The organism is Serratia sp. FS14 (assembly GCF_000695995.1).
Lineage (GTDB): Bacteria > Pseudomonadota > Gammaproteobacteria > Enterobacterales > Enterobacteriaceae > Serratia > Serratia nematodiphila.
The window spans coordinates 4,935,693-4,955,533 of the sequence record NZ_CP005927.1; the positions used below are offsets into that span (position 1 = coordinate 4,935,693).

The window sequence follows — 19,841 nt, forward strand, 5'->3', positions numbered from 1 at the left end:
ATAATACCGTATTCATCCACTTCCGCACCTAAGAAGCCCGGTAGCAACATAGGTGGGAACATTTTTATGGCATGAACATCAGCAGTATTTTAGACGACGAAATAAAACATTAAGGTACTTAGTGTTATTTAATAAAGAAAGTAACAATACGTATTTTCATCTGTGCATCCACGCACTCATTTCTATGAATCATCCGCATCCATGAATATTTACTGGGCTCCACTCTCATCTGTACGTTATCATTGTGATATCGAATAACAGGTCGATTTATGGAACCACTCATTAGAGTCTATGGTGTCAATATTTCATCAGGCATATCACTGTACACATTCAGCTCGCGTTTATGCATAACGCGGGTGACGATTCAGTGTCATACCACACGTCCAATCGCATCGCGTGTGCTTCTGCTACCACTCTTCAATTATTAGTTTATGTCGCTTAGCGATGTAGTTAATGTCATCGCCACGAATTAATAGCCCATTCTGAAAAATGCAGGGTGCACTGAATATCGGTAGGCGCATCTTCCGTGTAACGCTGAGGAGACGCAATCGAGTCATGCATCTGGGGTCGGAGATAATAAAATACGCCATCGGGGTATTCCATGAGGACCTAAACAGTAAACAGGAAAACCGATGAATCATGTCATAAACGAAAATCACCCCGCGGATAAGTCGATACAGCGTATTTTGTTAACGCATCAGGATGCGCTGTTTGAACGCTATTCAAAACTACTGATGTTCCGTGTGGATTTTGCCTATCGGCGTGAAAGCTTGTCATTTCATTTTGCTGACGAAAATCAAATGGCTGCCCAAATGACTTACCTAATGCAGCAGTGTTCTGATATCCCGGGAATAGTCGGGTATGCATGGGTGATGGAATACGCGGAACGGCATCGCTTCCATGTCCATGCCGCATTTTATATCGATGGACAACACCACCGGAAGATCTGGTTGTTCTGGGAACAGATAAAACATCTCTGGGAGAGGATCACGGAACTTGAAGGATATGCACATTGGTGTGAGCCCAAGTCCTGTTATCGGGTTCGGGGCGAGAGAGTTGTGGCGGCGTCTGATGTGCGAGGCCGCAGAGGGATGCAATACATTCTGAGCTATATGGGGAAACAGGAGCAACGTACGGCGCGGCCCATTTACCGGGTGAGTACTGTTCCGCCCCCTGTCAGAAGAGGGCGACCTCGCCGCTGACAAGCCGGCCTGGACAGCGAGGTCTTAACCCGCCAGGGATGGCATAAGGCAAGAGGTTAAAAATTACGTCGCTCCGACATCGTTTGAAGACGTTTCGCTGGTTTCACAAACGCCTTCTCCCTTCCACCTCAGGAGATAAAACGATGACAAACAAATACCCTCTACTCAGCGACCAATTTGTTGACATGGCCTTTATCACTCGGCTGACAGGCCTGACGGATAAGTGGTTCTACAAGTTGATAAAAGACGGGGACTTTCCGAAACCCATAAAGCTGGGACGCAGCTCTCGCTGGTTGCAAAGCGAAGTTAACATCTGGCTGCAATGTCGTATAGATAAATCCCGTGCGTAATTCATCAGTACCAATACCGGGGTATTATCGATAAACGCCTGAGTTATCCTTGGCTTTGTGAGCGAGAATTTGGTTTCCAGATATCTATTGCGCTCAAAAACGTGATGACGATCCCTGATGTGAGCTTGAATATAAGACTAATTAAATGGAAAGTGAATGTCTTGGCGCAATAGGGGGAATTTCTTGCGTCGATGTCGGGGAGATTGCGTCACCAGCTTCCTGATGTCTTTTCATTCGCGAAGCCGGCTGGCGAGCGATGGTTGAGGTACGTGTTGGCTTAGGTTAGGAGGGAACCGCATGTTTTTGAACGATCAGGAAACGGCAACCGATTTGCTGTACTACGAAGCGATTGCCAAAACAGTGGTCAAGCTAGTCGGAAACACTCCAACGGCGCCGATCACCATCGGCGTCCATGGCGACTGGGGCGCGGGAAAGTCCAGCGTGCTCAAAATGCTGGAGGCTTCCTATACTGATGACGAGCGAACCTTGTGCCTCTGGTTCAACGGCTGGACCTTCGAAGGATTCGAAGATGCCAAGACCGTCGTCATCGAGACACTTGTTGATGAACTACGTCGGGCCAGACCCGGGAGCGCAAAGGTCGCCGAGGCGGCGAAGAAGGTACTCAAGCGCGTCGATTGGTTGAAACTTGCGCGCAAGACCGGCGGATTTGCGCTGACTGCCGTCACCGGGATCCCGACGCTGGATCAGTTAAAGGGGGCCTACGATATGGTCTCCGGAATCTTGGCCAAGCCACAGGACCATATTTCAGCCGAGGACATCAAGACCTTTGCTGAGCGGGCTGGTGACTTCATCAAGGATGCTGATTATGTGGCCGAACACTTGCCCGAACATATCCATGCCTTCCGCGAAGAGTTCAAAGAATTGCTCAATGCTGCCGATATCGACAAGCTGGTCGTTATCGTCGACGACCTGGACCGTTGCTTGCCGAAGACTGCTATCGCTACGCTGGAGGCCATCCGGCTGTTCCTCTTCGTCGAACGCACAGCGTTTGTCATAGGAGCGGACGAAGCGATGATCGAATATGCGGTGCGCGAACATTTCCCGGATCTGCCGCAGAGCATTGGGCCTGCGACTTACGCACGCAACTACCTGGAGAAACTGATCCAGGTCCCATTTCGTATTCCTGCGTTAGGCGTCGCGGAGACTCGCGTGTATGTAACACTGTTGTTGGCCGAGAATGCGTTGGGTGCGGGTAGCATCGAGTTCCAGAAACTGCTGGAAGTTGCACGCGAGGACATGCGACGGCCATGGATGAGTCGAGGCCTGGACAGAAGAATGGTCGAGGACACCCTGAAGGGTAATGTGCCGAAGGAGGTCGATCAGGCGTTGGTGATTAGTGCGCACGTGACCAGACTCCTTAGCGAGGGAACGCGGGGGAACCCACGACAGGTTAAACGCTTCCTGAACTCGTTGATGCTGCGCCATGCCATAGCCGAAGAACGCGGCTTCGGTAACGAGCTCCAACGACCTGTTCTGGCAAAGATCATGCTCGCCGAGCGTTTCTACCCAGAGTTTTACGAACAGCTTGCTCGTCTGGCGGCGGCTCATCCGGAGGGTAAACCGGAGGCACTTGCCCAGTTTGAGCAGAAGATCCGCGTAGTCGGTAAAACAGATATCAAAGAGGGGTGCGAAACAGAACCCCAGAGAAAGACGCACAAGGTCGCCGATGTGCACTCAACGACTTCCGAAGTAGAGGTGTGGAGCAAGAACGAATGGGCGTCCGGATGGGCGGCCATTGAGCCGGCGCTGGGAGGATTGGATCTGCGGCCATATGTCTTTGTCACGCGGGATAAGCGTAGCTCGCTGGGCGGGTTGATCGCCGCCAGCCATCTTGAGGCCTTGGTTGAGAAGCTAATGGGGCGTTCGCTGGCGGTCAGCGGTCTAACTGACGAGATCGGCAAACTGACACCTCCGGAACAAGAGGAGGTCTTCGAAACTATCCGGGCCCGGGTTCTTCAGGAGGATCGTTTTATCCGGCAGCCTAAGGGAATCGATGGCCTAGTACGCGTCGTGGAGATTCACCCTCAGCTGCAACGCCGATTGCTGGAGTTCGTGCGCGACCTGCCTGTCGGCAAAATTGGCGCGTGGGCGGCTTCCAGTTGGAGCAGTTGCTTCAAGGACGGAGGGATCGCTGATGAGTTTCGCCAGATCCTGGCAGCCTGGGCTGTCCAGGACGGAAACCAGAAGCTTCGTGTCGCGGCGCAGGGTATTCTCGATTTCGGCCAGAGAGGATAAACGATGGGGACTTCCAAAGCCTATGGTGGCCCTTCGAATGGCCTGGTGCCTTCCTTTGTGGACACCCCTCCCGCACCGACTTCACCTCGCCCGCAACCGCAAGTAGCACCGGGAAGTGCACCGGCACAGCCGGCATCTGCCCCAGATACTGGCGCAGCGGGTAGTTTCAGAGGGGCTCGGGCTAATTTCACCCGTTTTGCCCGTACCAGCAGCCGAAGTTCGCTGGGCAAGGCAATGTCAAGTTACGTACGTGGCGGCAATGGTGGAGCCCGACGAGCCAGTCGCCGCATGGGATCTTCCCAGGCGGCGGCCAGGGGCTTGCTCGGCATTGTCCGCGATATACAGAGCCAGGGTGCCGCCCAGACATTACGTCAACTTAATCTCGGTGGCTTGGCTGGGCAACCGGCGGCGGACGTGTTCGTGTCACTGGTAGAGTTCCTCTGTCCGCCGGGAGGAAGCGTCGATGAGGGTATTGCCCGGCATGCGATGATGGAGACGATCACAGACATGGCCGAAGCTGGGCTGGGTTCGTTCGATACCCTGAGCCGGGAACAACTCAACGACATGTTCCTGAATTTTATCGCTCACTCAATCGAGGGGCGGGTTATTGCCGATCTGGGACACCGCGGCGTCCAGGTCTCGAATGATATCGCGGCGGTTGAGCATATGCAGGACGAACTGCACGATTTCATTTCGGGTGCAACACGTGGACAGCTTGCCGGACGTCTGGAGGGCATTGTGAGCCTATCGGATCGCGACATCGAGCAGCGAGTCAATCAAATCTATGAGGCGGCGTTCAATCTGATCGCCATCGCAGGGGAGGACGTCGAGTGACCCATCACACCATCATCGCCAGGCTCGGTAACACAGATACATACGGGATCAATCTTCGCAGACAGACGACACAGACGACACCGATCAACTTCCTGGATGGACAAGGTCGTCTTGGTTTCGGGCTGGGGCACGCGTTGGATGCATTGAACGAGCTTGGCCTGACACCTACGGAAACCGCTGTCGATCTGGCTCTGCTAGCCGCTGCGGTAACTGCGGCTGATACCCGAATTTCTCGCAATACGGATGCTCAGGATTCTTGGACCCGGGAAATCGATATCCACCTGCCGGTTGCTGACCCGGCTCTGTGGAACAGTCAGACTTCGCTACTCGAAACATTGCTGAACTTCCTTACCGGGGATCGTTGGAGCATTCACTTCCACCGCCGTCCGCCCACCTTAGGCAAATTTGTCGGAGAGCAACAGGGTCTTCGCCTTGTTGAACCCTCCTCCGTGTGTCTGTTTTCCGGTGGCCTGGACAGTTTCATCGGTGCGATCGATTTGTACTCCGACGGGCAGGCTCCCTTGCTGGTGAGTCATTACTGGGATGGGGTCACCAGTTCGCATCAGTCGCTTTGTTCCGAACTTCTGACGTCCCGCTTTGGGGAACTACACCATATCCGCGCGAGAGTTGGCTTTCCCAATAACACCGTGGACACGAATGGTGGCGAAGATACGTTGCGAGGGCGCTCTTTCCTCTTCTTCTCACTCGCAGCCATGGCGGCGGATGCCGTGGGCGATGGTTCCGAGGTAGTCATTCACGTTCCGGAAAACGGCCTGATCTCTCTCAACGTACCGCTGGATCCGCTGCGTGTAGGGGCCTTGAGTACGCGAACAACGCACCCATTCTACATGGCGCGTTTCGACGAATTACTACATTGCTTGGGGATCCACGCACACCTTGAAAACCCTTATGCATTCATGACGAAGGGGGAGATGGCGGCACAATGTCGCGAACCAGCGCTCCTGCAGAGCACAGCCGCTAGCACCATGTCCTGCTCGTCCCCCTTGAGTCGCCGTTATGATCCCGATCCGACAGAGCGCCAGCCCAAGCACTGTGGTCGCTGCGTTCCATGCCTGATCAGGCGTGCCGCGCTGCTCGAGGCCTTTGGCACCGATGCTACACCGTATCGAATACAGGATTTGGGCGCGCAGGTGCTCGATAGTACTAAAGCAGAGGGCGAACATGTGCGTTCGTTCCAGCTCGCGTTAGCGAGGCTGGAGAAAAATCCTGGCCGGGCGCGATTCGATATTCACCAACCCGGACCATTGATCGACTACCCCGACAGGATATCGGACTACGCCGGGGTCTATACCAGAGGGCTGCGTGAAGTTGGGCGCCTGTTGCAAGGTGTACAGTCGAGTCCTTTATCATGACAGCCCCAATATCCATACCAGCCCCCCGCTTGGTCGACTTTCATTGTCACTTGGACCTTTATCAGGATCATGAGGCGCTCATTGCCGAGTGCAATCGCGAACAGGTGGCAACCCTTGCCGTGACGACTACGCCGAAAGCTTGGCCGCGCAACTGTGAATTGGCGTGGGATTCACCCTATGTTCGGGTCGGCCTGGGGTTACACCCGCAACTCGTCGCCGAGCGAGCGGGAGAGCTTCCTCTATTCGAACGCTATCTGCCAGATGCTCGTTATGTCGGAGAGATCGGCCTGGATGCCGGACCGCGTTTTTACAGTAGCTTCGAAATCCAGGAAAGGATATTCACGCGTATTTTGCAGGCATGCGCTGAACACGGTGACAAGATCCTGAGCATTCATAGTGTCCGCACAGTCGGCAAAGTGCTCGGGCACCTTGAACGTTCGCTCTTGCCCGATCGAGGAAAAGTTATCCTGCACTGGTTCACGGGTTCTGTTGCCGAAGCCCGGCGAGCCGCAGAGATGGGCTGCTACTTCTCGGTTAACGAGGAGATGCTTCGCTCTCCCCGGCACCGCAAACTGGTCGCCGGCCTGCCAGTGGAACATCTGCTGACTGAGACGGATGGCCCGTTCGTCATACGCGACGGCAGGTCACTGCGCCCCTGCCAAGTTGATCGCACGGTGGAAGCCATTGCCGAGATACATGGACTGGCTGTAGAACAGATGGCAACACTTGTCTTGCGCAACCTCAAACGACTGGTTACTCCCTGATAGAGGAATTGTCTGGAACTCACTGTCGGTATTGAGCTTCCGGTTCATGGAACGCCGACCGGTGTTAGAACTCACCAACCATCCTACCGGTGGTCCATAAAGCCGGAGCCGTGTTGGGTTCCGATCCCTACTACAGCAGCTCCGCGATGTTCCTGAATGCGAATGGTTACATAACACTATCATTAACCACTTTAGAGACACTGCTTCCTAAGTTCTATCAAAGCTAGGGCATTGTTCTAAACAACGTAGATTTTTAACGAACATAATCAGCCCCGGCAATATCAGTGGTGAACAGCGGGCTGAAGCAGGTCAAGCCAGCATCAACATAAAACTGAGCAAGCTAACTTACCATTTCAAACGCATTTAGAAATGATCGCACTGGGTAATAACGCAAGCGAATGCGAAAGAAAGACTCATTCAGCCAGTAACGATTGTAAGAAGAAAACTTAAATCTTTCTAACAGATCCCTCTTGAATCCTTCTCGCGAGTAGGTTAATAATTGAGTGCTTTACACAAATTTACATAGTGGCTTCATCATCAAAAGGAGTTGTTTATGAAAGTTATTGATCCATCTATGCTGGATTTTGTCTCTGGGGGACGCGGTAATAATGGCGGTGATCGCACAGATAACGGAGGCCGAACTTCAAGTTCTAAAAACGGACGAAATGGAAACTACTCGGGTGATATGTACGGAAAGTATACTTCGCCAGACTGCGTTAACGGCATAATCGGCGGTACCTTGAGAGGCCCAGTCGGATTGGCAGTAGGCGCTCTTACGGGAGGCTGTTTCAAAGATGCGAAAAGTGGTGGTGGTAACGTTGGCATGGGCAAAGGCGGCAATAAAAGCAGTGCAGGTAGCTGCAGTGGTAAAAACGGTTCTGGTGGTTGCAGCTGGTAATTTTAGTTAAATTCAAGCATAGGCAATACATTGCCTATGCTTGATAATTATAGGGATGAATATGAACATTATTTTTCGCTCTTTTAGCACCATTGTAGGAATTATTGTTGCTGCATCACTGCTTAGCGGTGCGGGCGTAGCATTTACGACATTTTATGCAGCGCCTAAAAACCTTTCTGTTTTTGTAATTACAATTATCTTCGTACTTGCGATCGTGAAAATTTTTGATATAGCTACCAAACTTTGCTTTCCTAATACATCAAGAAAGAAATAGATTTTAGAGTATTGTTTTCAGGGGTAACTATATCCTCCATCCGTACTCGCGAGTACGGATGGAGATTACTAGACTAATCGGATAACTCTATCGGCGGAAGCAATCGTCGTTTCTCGGTGAGCAATGATCACCCGCGTAATGCTAAGCGCCTTTATCGCCTGATTCACACTCGCTTCACTTTCCTGATCCAACGCACTGGTGGCCTCGTCCAGAAACAAAATTGCCGGCTTCTTGTAAATGGCTCTGGCAATGAACAATCGTTGCTTTTGCCCACCGGACAGCCCCTCCCCTAGTTCGCCAATCAGTGTTTCATATCCCATAGGCATGCGTAAAATCACTTCATGCAGATAGCTGGCACGGGCACAGGCTTCCATCCAGGCATCGTCCATCTCGTCCGCGAACCCGCAAATGTTTTCTCGGATCGAGCCGGAGAACAATTTATCGTCCTGCATCACACAGGCAATCATCTTGTGGTAATTATTAATGCCGATCTGGCGGATATCTATACCATTTACCTCAACACGCCCTGCATCCGGGGGAAACAGCCCACATAGCACCTTCATTAACGTTGTCTTACCAGCACCGGACGGACCCACGATGGCCACGCTTTCGCCCGGCGCAACGCTGATGTCCAGGCCATCAAAAATAGCCGGTGACTGACTGTCGTAACGATAACTCAGAGCATGGGTCATCAATCCCAGAGGCTTTAAGTCCGGTGCATAAGGAAGGTCAGGTTTGCGGTCCTCCCGCGGATGGAGGGCGATATCAGCAATACGTTCATTATGCAGGCTCATCATGCGCAGCTGCAGCAAAAATTCCGTCAGCGACCCGATGCGGTCGGAGAACTGGCCCCGAAAGGCGCCGAACGCCACGAACATGCCGATGGTCATCTGGTTATCGATCACCAGGCTGGTTCCCAGCCACAGAATGACGATCTGGTCACACGCCGCTATGAAGGTGTTGATCCCGCCAAATAGCATGTCCATCCTCGTGACACGGATACCCGTGTTGATGGTATCAATTTCAAGGTTTAGCCAGTGAGCGATGCGGCGTTCTGCCATACCCTGCATTTTGACGGTAGCGATACCGTACAGCGTTTCCATAAAATACGAGCCGGCCCGAGCCTCTCTCACCAGCGCCTCCTCGGACAGCTGACGGTAATATCCATAGGTAAGCAGCCGCATCAACACATAAAGCGCGGTGAAAGTGAGCACTACCCAGGTCAGCCAGCCGCCATACAGTACCATCATCACCAGCACGCCGATCACCATGATGCCGTCCATGATGGCGCCGACGATACTGGTGGTGAAAGTGCTACGCAGCGTATCCAGTGAACCGAAGCGTGACTGAATGTCACCCAGCTTACGACGTTCAAAGTAACCGAGTGGCAGGCGCAGCAGGTGGGTAAACAACCCGGACTGCCACTGAACGTTGATAAGCGTTGCCATGACCAGTCCGGACCAGGAACGCACCATGCCGATGGCAGCCCTCAACAAGATAAAGAGCATCAACCCGGCGCAGATGAGCGTCAGTAACCCGCGATCGCCAGCAGGAATGGCGTGATCCATCACCAGCTGCGTGCCGATGGGCATCACCAGGTTGATGGTTTCGAACACCAGAGACAGGCAAAAGATTTTGCCGAGCGCCCCCTTGAGACCGTGTACGCTGCCAATCAGCGTACGCAGGTGTATGCGGTGGCGAACGCTGTCGGCGGTAAAGGCGCTGCCGGGCCAGGCCTCAAGCGCTACGCCGGTGAAGCTGTGCGACAGTTCCGTCAGGCTGACAGTTCGGCGCCCGCGCGCCGGATCATGCAGCACTGCGCGGTGGCCTTTGACGCTGACCAGAACCACAAAGTGGTTGAATTCCCAGTGCAACAGACAAGGCATTTTCAGTGCGCCAAGTTCGTTCAGATCCAGCGACAGAGGGCGGGTACTCAACCCCAGCTGTTCGGCAATACCGCTCAATCCAGCCAATGTGGCACCGCGGGTTGACAGATTGAACTGTCGGCGCAGCGCGATCAGGTCGATATTTTTGCCATAGTGGCCACAAATCATCGCCAGACAAGCGAGTCCGCACTCCGAAGACTCGGTCTGATGCACCATCGGAACCCGGTGGCGCAGCCGCAGATCCAACTGGCTAACCAATTTTTTGAACGAGAGCTTATTCATTGACCGGCCCCGTTGCACTGTGCTTCATGTCGTAGAACGGTGACAGCATCCATTGATAAATCTTCCTTTTTTCCAGAAACAGGGTGCTTTGCGCTTTCATGCCGTTTTCCAGGCTCAGACGTTTACCGTCGTAAGCAATGGATTGTTTTTCCGGGATAACGATCACCTTGTAGTACGGCACGGCAGCGGTCAGCGCCGCTTTGGGCGCTCCCTGGTAGGTCAGCATTTCCTGCGGCGAGGCCGGGGCTTTGGAGATGACGGCCACCGTACCGGCGAACTGGCCGAATTTCTCCGCCGGAAAGGCGTCATAGCGCACATTAACTTTATCGCCGGCGGCGATGTAAGGGATGGCGTCGTTAGGCACCCAGAGCACCAGGGCATAGTGATCGATGTCATGGGGAAGTACCTGCAATAGGCTGTCGCCTACGTTGACCATTTGGCCAACCGTGACGCTCAGCGAATCGACGCGACCGTCGGCCAGCGCACGAACGATGATCTCCCCGCCGGCATCGATGTTGAGCAACTCCTTTTGCAGCTCATAACGTTGCAGCTCCATCTGGTAAATCTGATTGTCAAATTCGGCAGCCTGAATATGGATTTGGCTTTCCAGCGCAGTGATCTGCAGGGCATTCTGTTCGTTCTGGCCGGACAAGCCCAGCAGGTTGTTTTGCTGCTGGTAATACAGCGCCACCTGATTGGTGAGTTGATCCTTATTGATCAGCCCCTTGGTCTGATAGTGCCGGTAGTTCTCCATGTTTTCCTTCATGATACGTATCCCTTCCTGGGCACGTTTGAGGATATCGGTGGAACGGGTGAATGCAGCGGTGTATTGCGCCTTCTGTTGTTCCAGCATGATAAGCGTGGCCTGCTTGCTGCTTTCCAGTCGGCTGATGATTTGCGCAATGCGTGCCAACTGGCCATTGATATCCCGTCTCTGGTTATCACTGACTACACCACTGCGTGTGCTTTTGCTGACGTCAATCTGGTAAATGGGGGCACCAACGGTGATCACCTGCCCTTCGGTGACAAATTGTTTGACCACTACCCCTTGAACCGTGGAGTAAACGTTGGCCGCGCGGGGATAGGTGCTGATCTCTCCGGTCACGTTGAGCCGCCGGGTATAAGTACCGGCGATAACGAAGGTGAGAAAAGCAACGAGGAAAAAGAGGCAGAGCCCTGCCGTGAGCCAAAAGGGAATGCCGGGCAACAGCAATGCCCGGCCACGCCATTTCATTTTCTGATTATCGATCGCTTCCTGGCGAAACAATGTATACCTGCCTTGTTCATCAATCCAATATTATTGGCGGAAGGGAATACCCCACAGAATTACAGCCAAAAAAAATCATTTTAGCGTCAGCCCCTGTTTAACAATTGAGGTATCTACGCCATAAACTAGCCTTGCAATTGACGCTGTTCCAAACTGGTATAAATCGTTTGAATTTCTCCTTTCAAGCTCTCGCCTCGGTACACCATCGATGTATCGTACCGTTGATACCTTTCTTCTCGCGCAGCACTGAACCAGTTAAACGAACCTATACATAGTAACCTTTCGTCCCCAATCACAATTTTACTGTGCACACGATTGACCAACTTCGTAGTGATGCCTATATCGTTTAATTTTTCCATGGCGTCGTTAAGGCGCCGTTGTTTCTCTTTGCGCTTTTCATAATTAGCATGTTCAGTATTAAAGCTTTTGTCCGTCACGACAGTAATTTCAATACCTCGTGAACGTGCTTGGACCATAGACGCCAGAAATCCGGTTTGTTCTAGCTTTTGCCAGGTCAACCACGGAGAAACGATGGTAATACTCTTCCCAATGGAGTCAAAGGTCTGGTTCAAAAACGCATCATGTTGCTCCACGCCATGCAGGGTCGATATCTGCGTTTGCTTTGCACTTAAATCTTTACGTTCCTGGAACTCAAACTGCAATGCGTTGCTATTCGAAGCAAACAGATATTTTGCCAGCAATCCTCGCGGCGAAGAGCCCGGTTGGACCTCAAACAGATCCATATCACCGAAGACTAGGAAACTATCTTTTGCCCGGGAGACGGCAACGTTCAGCATGCTGCTTTCGCTATCGATAAACCCACCATCCTCATGTTTGGAATAGACGGGGGAAAAGAGTATGAGCGCTCTCTCTGCTCCTTGCAGGGAGTGCACTGTACCAACCGTTAGCGAATCGTCATCACCGTTACAGTTAATATTGAGCTTATGCAATGCGGCCTTGATGGCGTTAACCTGCGCCGAAAATGGCGTAACGATCCCTACCACTTTGTGCAGCAAATTGCCGTAATGACGCTCTATTTCCTCTTTATGCACAGCTAGCCAAGCGGCTATCGTCTCAGCCTCAAAAGTGTTGTAACGGCTCCCACCATTCGCCTGCTGACCCAGACCATCAATATGCAAATAGCCCATCGCCGGAAGAAGAGTCTCTTTTTCGTTCCCCCGCTTAGGTTGTAACTTGCCATGGTAGCAAAGCGCGTTACAGTAGTTGATGATGTTATCGAAGCAACGACGGTGCTCATACAGGTACATCCCACGTGCCAGATCCGGGTCGTAGTGATAGCGAGAATTAAACTGTGCAATCTTCATTACGCTACCCGACGCAGCGCTTTTACCTGAATCACATATCAGAGAATAGGCATCCGTCAGTTCTTCCTGAGTGCCTCCAGGGAGGACTTTCTCCTCCACCATATTGCCTATATCAATGGCAGGTAAACTGTTCCAGATAGGCGCAATCTGTTCCGTATCGCCAATCACTAACGCTTTTTTCGCCAACGCGAAGGAAGCAGCTGCTACTTCTGGAAGCACCTGCCCCGCTTCATCGACGATCAGCAGATCGGCAAAGTTATATAAATAACTATCCTCAAATGTTTTCCCACCAACATGTTCCCTGATGGCCAGATGACGAGGAAGCATATAGCAGGTCATCACTACACAAGGGGTGAGCTTCATCCTGCGCTGCCAGCGAGCCTTAATCGCTCTAGCCCCTTTAAGACCTTTTTCTTTTTGAAGATTATCAATAGCGCTCATATCCATCAGCCAGCGCCCTTCCCAGTAATGGGTCGCGAGCAGGAATGCAGGGAAGCGGATTTGTGTATCAGCAAGCCCGTCGGCTTCAGCTAAACTAAACTCCTCCTCGCCCGTATGACCTAATGACTGGAGCAGAACGTGCCAACATCGGGCAGCCTCACTTTCACGTTGGGAAACGCCCTGAGCAAGATCGATTTGCTGTTGATACCCGCTTTGCTCTTTTTGTACTTGAGCAATAAGACCGTCGATATAGGCGTCTATTCCTTCCGGCACAATCCCCTGGAACTCGGTCATTTTTGGGCCAAACGTAGCGTCCAAGAAGAGCTTGATCTTATAATGGCGCTTAGTACGGATAGCAGGGATCCATGAAAAGAACGCATATATCATCGACTCGCTAGCGCGATATTGCTGCCACTGCTTTTTACCTTGGTTTAAAAATGTGATCTCATCCGTGCTGCCGAGCAGTAGCGTACTTTTGTCCTGAATATACTGGTCAAGATCTTCGCTGATGGCATTCCGTTCCTGGCGGATGCAGCTCAGTCTGTCCCATGCGAGCTCGATTTGCTTAAGCTGCGCGTACTGCTTGGTTAAACAGTCATGTAGAAGAGCCACGACACGTTCGGGCGAGCTGCAATCCGACGATGGGAACGCCATCCTCGCTCTTTCAAGATAAAATACCCGCGCATCTTCAACATACTCCAGGGATTCAACGCGATTAAAAAAGTCATCCGTCTGGTATTTGTTAACCGCTTCGGCCTTACGGCCCGAAGACGGGAAGTAAGCACCATAACTTTTCAGCTCAGGCAACCAGCGTCCAGCCATTGTTCCGCTGCCGATGGCAAAATCTTTACCGAACGCTTCAATGATGTTGGTCACAGCCTGATTGTTGGTTGATGTAGCAATCACTACCGGTGGCTCAGTTTTATTAAGGGCCGCTCGTGCCCATTCAGTAGCAATAATAGAGAGAACCAGAGTGGTTTTTCCGGTTCCTGGCGGGCCATTGACGGCGAGGATATCACCCGGCTGCTGGGTGAGGTAATGGCTCAGAGCATCGCGCTGCGCCATAGCCAGCGGGAACTCATCCCCGGAATGCCCCAGCCGCTCACTGAATTTTACATTAGCGGCAAGTAGCGGCTCTACAAGCGGCCTGGCCATCGAGGCAAAACGAGATAGTAGCGGAACATCTTTTTTACACATCAACAGATGATCGTACAGAGGAAGAATATGGATGCTGGCCCCACCGGGTTGGTTGGCTTTAATAATATAGCCATATCCTGCCAATTCATATTGCTCGTGGGTGTCAACCCATTTTCCAGCCACATTTTTCAAAAGAATGTTTGTCTCGGTCAGGTACCTCTGCCACAACTGCTGATATCTGGCACACCGCTCTGACCGCTGTTCATCGGTTTCTTCACGCCGTTCCTGTTCGCCATCAACACCAAAGGTGAATGAACTGTGCGTCGTTCTGTATTTGTCATACTGCTCCATCTCGCCGATAGAGAAGGTGCCCTTGGGAAGCGGTTCGAGCAGGTCACGAGGGATAGTGGCAGGTGCTATGGGGAATAGGAAACCTTCGCGGTTCAGGAGTGCTGAAGTCACCAATGGTGTAATGATAGCTGGCGCGCCTGCCGTCCGCGCTTTGCCATGCTTTAGCAGACGATTCCAGACTTTTGGCCGCAATATCACCTCGACCGTTTTAACCGTATCGCCTTCTCCCTCAAAGAACGCACGGGCGCTCTCTTCATCCAGCCGTCCCGTGGTGATATCTATCCACCGGGTGAATTTATCTGCATCTTTATGCTCAAATGCCCCTTTGCCAGATTCGGCATCTGCTAAGGAGTTACGCCAGTATGATGTAAATCCTTGAGTATTACTGTCCATCCATGCCCCATAATCTAATGAGATTTATTGATTTCGTTGATATACATGCAATTCATGATTAAACATTGTCCACGATGCGCACACGATCGCAATAATTTGTTTGTATTGGGATTGATCGAGTCATGAAAGATACCTGCGCTGACGGTTGGCAACACATAAATTAAGGCCAAGATGAAATGCTGACTCCAGTTTACACCCGATCGCAGGCTTCCCCGATCTCATTCAGGTCACCATATACCCGGTAATTTCCTCATAAATCAGAGTTATTATAGCCGCCAGCCGCCCCCATAGAATTTCTAAGCAGGGGACTGTCGCTTATTTTATTAAAACCTTAGCCATTAAATCCACAATGAGATTATTTTCATGATAATAATTAGCTTGAAACCATTGTTTTGGTTAGCCTTACTTAATACCTGAATAATTGTCTATATAAAGCGTACAATGAATGGTCGGTCACATGATTTCTAAACAAGGCTTGGCCATGCTCGTACACCTGTATTAAGTTAATGGTTTAATGAGTAAAACTCTGCCAACATGAAAAACAGGGAATAATCCTCTCTTTCCACGCTAGCAGTTCAACAAATAAGATATCTCGTGGGGTAATTATGCGGATAAAACACATAGAAATCGCTAACTTTCGCAAGTTGAAAGCAGTTCATATAGATTTCTCAGAAGAAACAACCATTTTCGTCGGAGCAAACAACAGCGGGAAAACATCCGCCATGATTGCACTCCGTCGATTTCTGGTTGATCGCTCCGGTTTCTCCATCAATGATCTCACCTTATCTTATTGGCCACAAATTGATGCAGCAGCAATGCAGTGGGAAGCTGCCCCTGATGCTCAAGAACCGATTCAATGGGAGCGCTTCTCACCATTCCTGGATGTATGGCTCGACGTCCCACCTAATGAACTTCATCACGTACAAAAGATTTTACCCACGCTGGATTGGGATGGGGAAAGCATAGGTGTGCGCCTGCGTTTTGAACCCAAAGACCCCGACGCACTGCAACACGAATATCTCACGGCAAAACGCGCAGCGGCCGAAGTTATGGCACAAGCCAAAGAATTCGGTGAACAAGCGGGCTCCACGACTGCATTTGCACTTTGGCCACGTTCGATGATGGAGTTTTTAGCCCAAAGAATGCGCTCTACTTTCGAGATCCGTGCTTATTTGCTTGATCCTTCAAAACTGAACATGCCGGAAAAAGGTAGAGCCTCCCCTCAAACACTCCCAGAAAACAGTGACCCCATCGATGGCGGGGATCCGTTTAATGGTCTTATTCGTATCGACGAGATTAGCGCACAGCGTGGATTTGGGCACAGCGATCAAACAGGGTATACGCAGGGTAACGAATCACGAGAGGACATAACTGAACCCAGAATGGGGAAAAAACTTTCCAGCCAGCTGCGCAACTACTATAGCCAACACTTGGATCCTTTCGATACGCCGGAACCCAAAGACCTTCAGGCGTTGATGGCATTGCATGAAGCACAAACGGCTTTCGGCACGCGTTTAGCAGATTGCTTCTCAGATGCCTTGACCGAACTGGAAAATATTGGCTATCCCGGCGTTACCGACCCCAAGCTGACCATAACCACCAATATCAGGCCTATCGATGGGCTTAATCATCCGTCCGCAGTGCAATACGAAGTGCCGACCCATGTTACCGGCTCTTTTGGCGCACATCGCCTTCCCGAAGACTCGAACGGACTCGGTTACCAAAATCTCGTCTCCATCGTCTTCGCACTCATGGCATTTCGTGATAACTGGATGAAGGTCGGAAAGGCTGGAAAATCAAAAGGGGCGGAAGAAACGCTCATTCCACCGCTTCATCTTGTTTTGATTGAAGAACCTGAAGCGCATTTACATGCACAAGTTCAGCAGGTTTTTATTAAGCAAGCCTACGGAGTTCTGCGAAAACATGACAAGCTAGAGGACTCTCCACACCTTCAAACTCAACTGATCATCAGTACCCACTCCAGCCACCTTACCCATGAAGCTGAGTTTTCGTCTTTGCGTTACTTTCGGCGGCTACCGGCACTCGCACAAAGCGGTGCCGTACCCTTAACTTCCGTTATCAATCTTTCGGAAGTCTTCGATGGCAAAGACAAAACCGAACGTTTCGTGAAACGATATTTGAAAGCTACTCACTGCGATCTATTCTTCGCCGATGGAGCGATACTCGTGGAAGGTCCGGCTGAGCGTATTCTCGTTCCCCATTTTGTTCGTGAGCGTGAAGCCTATGCTTACTTAAAGCGTAGCTATATCACATGGCTTGAAATAGGCGGGAGCCATGCACACCGATTGAAGAATTTGATTGAACATCTGGGGATCAATACCTTGATCATCACAGACATTGACGCCAAAGACGGCACCACCAATACTGCGGTTGTTCCGAAACGAGGCATGGGCCAACGAGCCCGCAATGAGACGGTGAAAACGTGGCTACCTAAGGAAGAATCTTTCGATGCACTCCTCGACATGAAAAGTGAGCGCAAAGTGCTTGCCGAACCAAGCGGCTATGCTATCCGAGTGGCGTATCAAACACCTATTTTCATGCCATTCAAGTCTGCAGAAGTGCTTGAAGCAGTGGCCAACACTTTCGAAGATGCCCTCGTGTATGAAAATCCGGCGCTATTCTCCAACCTGGACGGTCATGGACTCATCGCAAAGTTTCGTGAAGCGCTAAAGGAGTCCGCCGATCTCAGCGAGTTGGCAACAAGGATTTTTGAGGCACTGAAAAATGGGACAAAGGCCGAATTCGCTCTCGATGTCCTTTTTAGTGAGGAAATCGATCGGCTGAAGGTCCCTCAGTACATTGACGAAGGGTTAGTCTGGCTAGCAGAACAGCTAAAACGTAAAGAGCATGATGTTCTTGGAAAAGCGGAGGTGGGAGAATGAGCAGGCTGGAAGTGATAATTCCCGACGATGAGATAGACATGTCGGCTGATGCGGAAATCAGAAAATGTCTTGACCTCAGCTCCCCAAAAAGTTTCTTTCTTTTTGCCGGCGCCGGTTCAGGAAAGACAAGGTCGTTGGTATCCGCTCTCCAGTATGTGCGCGACACCTTCGGGGATGAACTTCGGCTGAAAGGACAACGAGTCGCTGTCATCACTTATACCAATGCGGCGAGCGAAGAAATTCAACGCCGCCTGGATTTTGATCCAACTATAGACGTTTCGACTATACATAGCTTCGCCTGGTCTCTGATAGAAGGGCTTAACCGTGATATCCGTGAATGGCTTCGCGCGAAAATAACCACCGATATCACAAAGCTTGAAGCAGAAGAAGCAAAAGGGAGAAAAGGTACGGAAGCATCAAGAACCCGCTTAAAAAAAATCGCCTCGAGAACCAAACGCCTTCAAAGCCTCGATAACGTTAAACGCTTCGTTTACAGCCCAACCGGAGAAAATCTCGGCCGCGACTCGCTGAACCATGCCGAAGTGATTCATCTCACCGCCTATTTTTTAACAACAAAACCGACCATGCAGAACATCTTGATCGGCCGTAACCCCATTCTGCTTATCGATGAGAGTCAGGATACCAATAAACTTCTGATAGATGCCTTATTTGCCGTTCAGGCTCAACATAAAGAGACATTCGTTCTCGGCCTGATTGGTGACATGATGCAGCGTATTTATAGCGATGGTAAAGACGGACTGGATAACAATCTGCCTGCCGACTGGGCAACCCCCGGAAAACAGATGAATCACCGTTGCCCAAAACGCATCGTAAAATTAATTAACGCCGTACGTAGCGCAGTGGACAAACAGGTACAACGGCCACGAACCAACAGCCTTGAAGGCAGCGTGAGGCTTTTCGTCCTTCCTAGTCATACCGTTGATAAACCTGCTGCCGAGCGAAAAATTGCGATGCATATGGCCGAGGTTGCCGATGATGAACAATGGCGGAATTTGGCACTCTGCAAATGCCTCACATTGGAGCACCACATGGCCGCCAGTCGGTTAGGCTTTTTAGAGCTGTTTGCCCCTTTGTATAGCGTGAAAAGTTGGCGAACCAATCTTCTCGATGGATCTTTGCCCTGCGTTCGATTCTTTACTGATGAGATGCTGCCATTAATTCAGGCAAAGTTTGCCGAAGACCGTTTTGCCATCGCCAGAATTCTAAAAAAACGATCGTCGCTAGTCAGCCCAGATGCCTTGCAATACGCAACAGATCAACGCTCGCAACTGAAGTTAGCATCGGCAGCACTGGAACGCCTTATGACGCTGTTCGCACAGGGTGCTGATCCTTCGCTTGGCGATGTCCTTCGTTTCGTAGCGGATAGCGCGCTCTTGCCTATTCCTGAATCTCTGCTGCTCAGCGTAACGAGCGATAATACGCCATCTAACGTAACACCGCATGTCGATGAAAGTGATGCCGACCACCAGACTGAGCGTACAGCGGCGATAGGCGAGTTTTTACTTGCACCCTTCTCTCAGGTCGAGAAATTTGCATCCTACGTATCTGGAAAAGCGCCTTTCGATACGCACCAAGGCGTGAAAGGGCTGGAATTTGAGAGAGTGATGGTCATTATGGACGATGAAGAAGCCCGGGGTTTTATGTTCAAATATGAGAACCTTTTCGGGGCGAAAAGCGTGGCCGATCCCTCGGTTGAAGCGGTTCGCCGACTGTTCTACGTTACCTGCAGCAGGGCGCAGCAAAGCTTGGCTCTCGTGGCCTATGCAACGTCACCGGAACAAGTTCGCCAATTCGTGATAAACCAAGACTGGTTTAATGCTGGTGAAATTGTCATCGGAATACCAGAGTAATCGTGGATGGAGATGCCGGGCCATTACAATGGCC

Annotated in this window: 13 protein-coding genes; 10 read left to right on the forward strand and 3 right to left on the reverse strand. The window is 51.2% G+C overall.

The genetic code is table 11. From position 1 onward, the window contains the following. Window positions 1-632 precede the first annotated feature (632 nt). From L085_RS22685 to L085_RS25475, 8 genes are all read left to right on the forward strand, one after another. On the forward strand, window positions 633-1,202 hold the full coding sequence (locus L085_RS22685; protein ID WP_044031784.1) for an inovirus-type Gp2 protein: 570 nt from the start codon (window positions 633-635) through the stop codon (window positions 1,200-1,202). Between the two features lie 143 nt (window positions 1,203-1,345). Continuing rightward, window positions 1,346-1,552, forward strand: a complete 207-nt coding sequence (locus L085_RS22690; protein WP_044031785.1) for an AlpA family transcriptional regulator — start codon at window positions 1,346-1,348, stop codon at window positions 1,550-1,552. Between the two features lie 297 nt (window positions 1,553-1,849). Next, window positions 1,850-3,808, forward strand: coding sequence for a Qat anti-phage system ATPase QatA (qatA, locus tag L085_RS22695; RefSeq protein WP_044031786.1), 1,959 nt, complete (start codon window positions 1,850-1,852; stop codon window positions 3,806-3,808). 234 nt (window positions 3,809-4,042) lie between these two features. After that, complete coding sequence (gene qatB, locus L085_RS22700) at window positions 4,043-4,642, forward strand: Qat anti-phage system associated protein QatB (RefSeq protein ID WP_343309668.1); 600 nt, start codon at window positions 4,043-4,045, stop codon at window positions 4,640-4,642. After that, window positions 4,639-6,015: a Qat anti-phage system QueC-like protein QatC gene (gene qatC, locus L085_RS22705; RefSeq protein WP_044031788.1), complete on the forward strand. Its 1,377-nt coding sequence runs from the start codon at window positions 4,639-4,641 to the stop codon at window positions 6,013-6,015. The genes qatB and qatC overlap by 4 nt, the downstream gene beginning before the upstream one ends. After that, entirely contained in the window at window positions 6,012-6,779 is a 768-nt protein-coding gene (gene qatD, locus L085_RS24935; protein ID WP_071841657.1) for a Qat anti-phage system TatD family nuclease QatD, read from the forward strand. The genes qatC and qatD overlap by 4 nt, the downstream gene beginning before the upstream one ends. Window positions 6,780-7,332: 553 nt before the next feature. Beyond that, window positions 7,333-7,677 carry a hypothetical protein gene (locus L085_RS24940; protein WP_071841658.1) on the forward strand — a complete coding sequence of 115 codons (345 nt, stop codon included), beginning with the start codon at window positions 7,333-7,335 and terminating at the stop codon, window positions 7,675-7,677. A 61-nt stretch (window positions 7,678-7,738) separates the two neighbouring features. Further along, on the forward strand, window positions 7,739-7,951 hold the full coding sequence (locus tag L085_RS25475) for a hypothetical protein (protein ID WP_139159378.1): 213 nt from the start codon (window positions 7,739-7,741) through the stop codon (window positions 7,949-7,951). A gap of 68 nt (window positions 7,952-8,019) precedes the next feature. Here the strand turns inward: L085_RS25475 and L085_RS22715 are convergent, their stop codons facing one another. The 3 genes from L085_RS22715 to L085_RS22725 all read right to left on the reverse strand — a co-directional run bounded on the left by L085_RS22715 (window position 8,020) and on the right by L085_RS22725 (window position 15,033). Beyond that, window positions 8,020-10,119, reverse strand: a complete 2,100-nt coding sequence (locus tag L085_RS22715) for a peptidase domain-containing ABC transporter (protein ID WP_044031790.1) — start codon at window positions 10,117-10,119, stop codon at window positions 8,020-8,022. Further along, entirely contained in the window at window positions 10,112-11,386 is a 1,275-nt protein-coding gene (locus L085_RS22720; RefSeq protein WP_044031791.1) for an HlyD family secretion protein, read from the reverse strand. Before L085_RS22720 ends, L085_RS22715 begins: the two co-directional genes overlap by 8 nt. Window positions 11,387-11,511: 125 nt before the next feature. Continuing rightward, window positions 11,512-15,033 carry an AAA domain-containing protein gene (locus L085_RS22725; RefSeq protein WP_044031792.1) on the reverse strand — a complete coding sequence of 1,174 codons (3,522 nt, stop codon included), beginning with the start codon at window positions 15,031-15,033 and terminating at the stop codon, window positions 11,512-11,514. Window positions 15,034-15,638: 605 nt separating this feature from the next. Here L085_RS22725 and L085_RS22730 point away from each other — a divergent pair. Then, window positions 15,639-17,936 carry an AAA family ATPase gene (locus L085_RS22730; RefSeq protein WP_044031793.1) on the forward strand — a complete coding sequence of 766 codons (2,298 nt, stop codon included), beginning with the start codon at window positions 15,639-15,641 and terminating at the stop codon, window positions 17,934-17,936. Beyond that, entirely contained in the window at window positions 17,933-19,807 is a 1,875-nt protein-coding gene (locus L085_RS22735) for a UvrD-helicase domain-containing protein (protein WP_044031794.1), read from the forward strand. Before L085_RS22730 ends, L085_RS22735 begins: the two co-directional genes overlap by 4 nt. Window positions 19,808-19,841 lie beyond the last annotated feature (34 nt).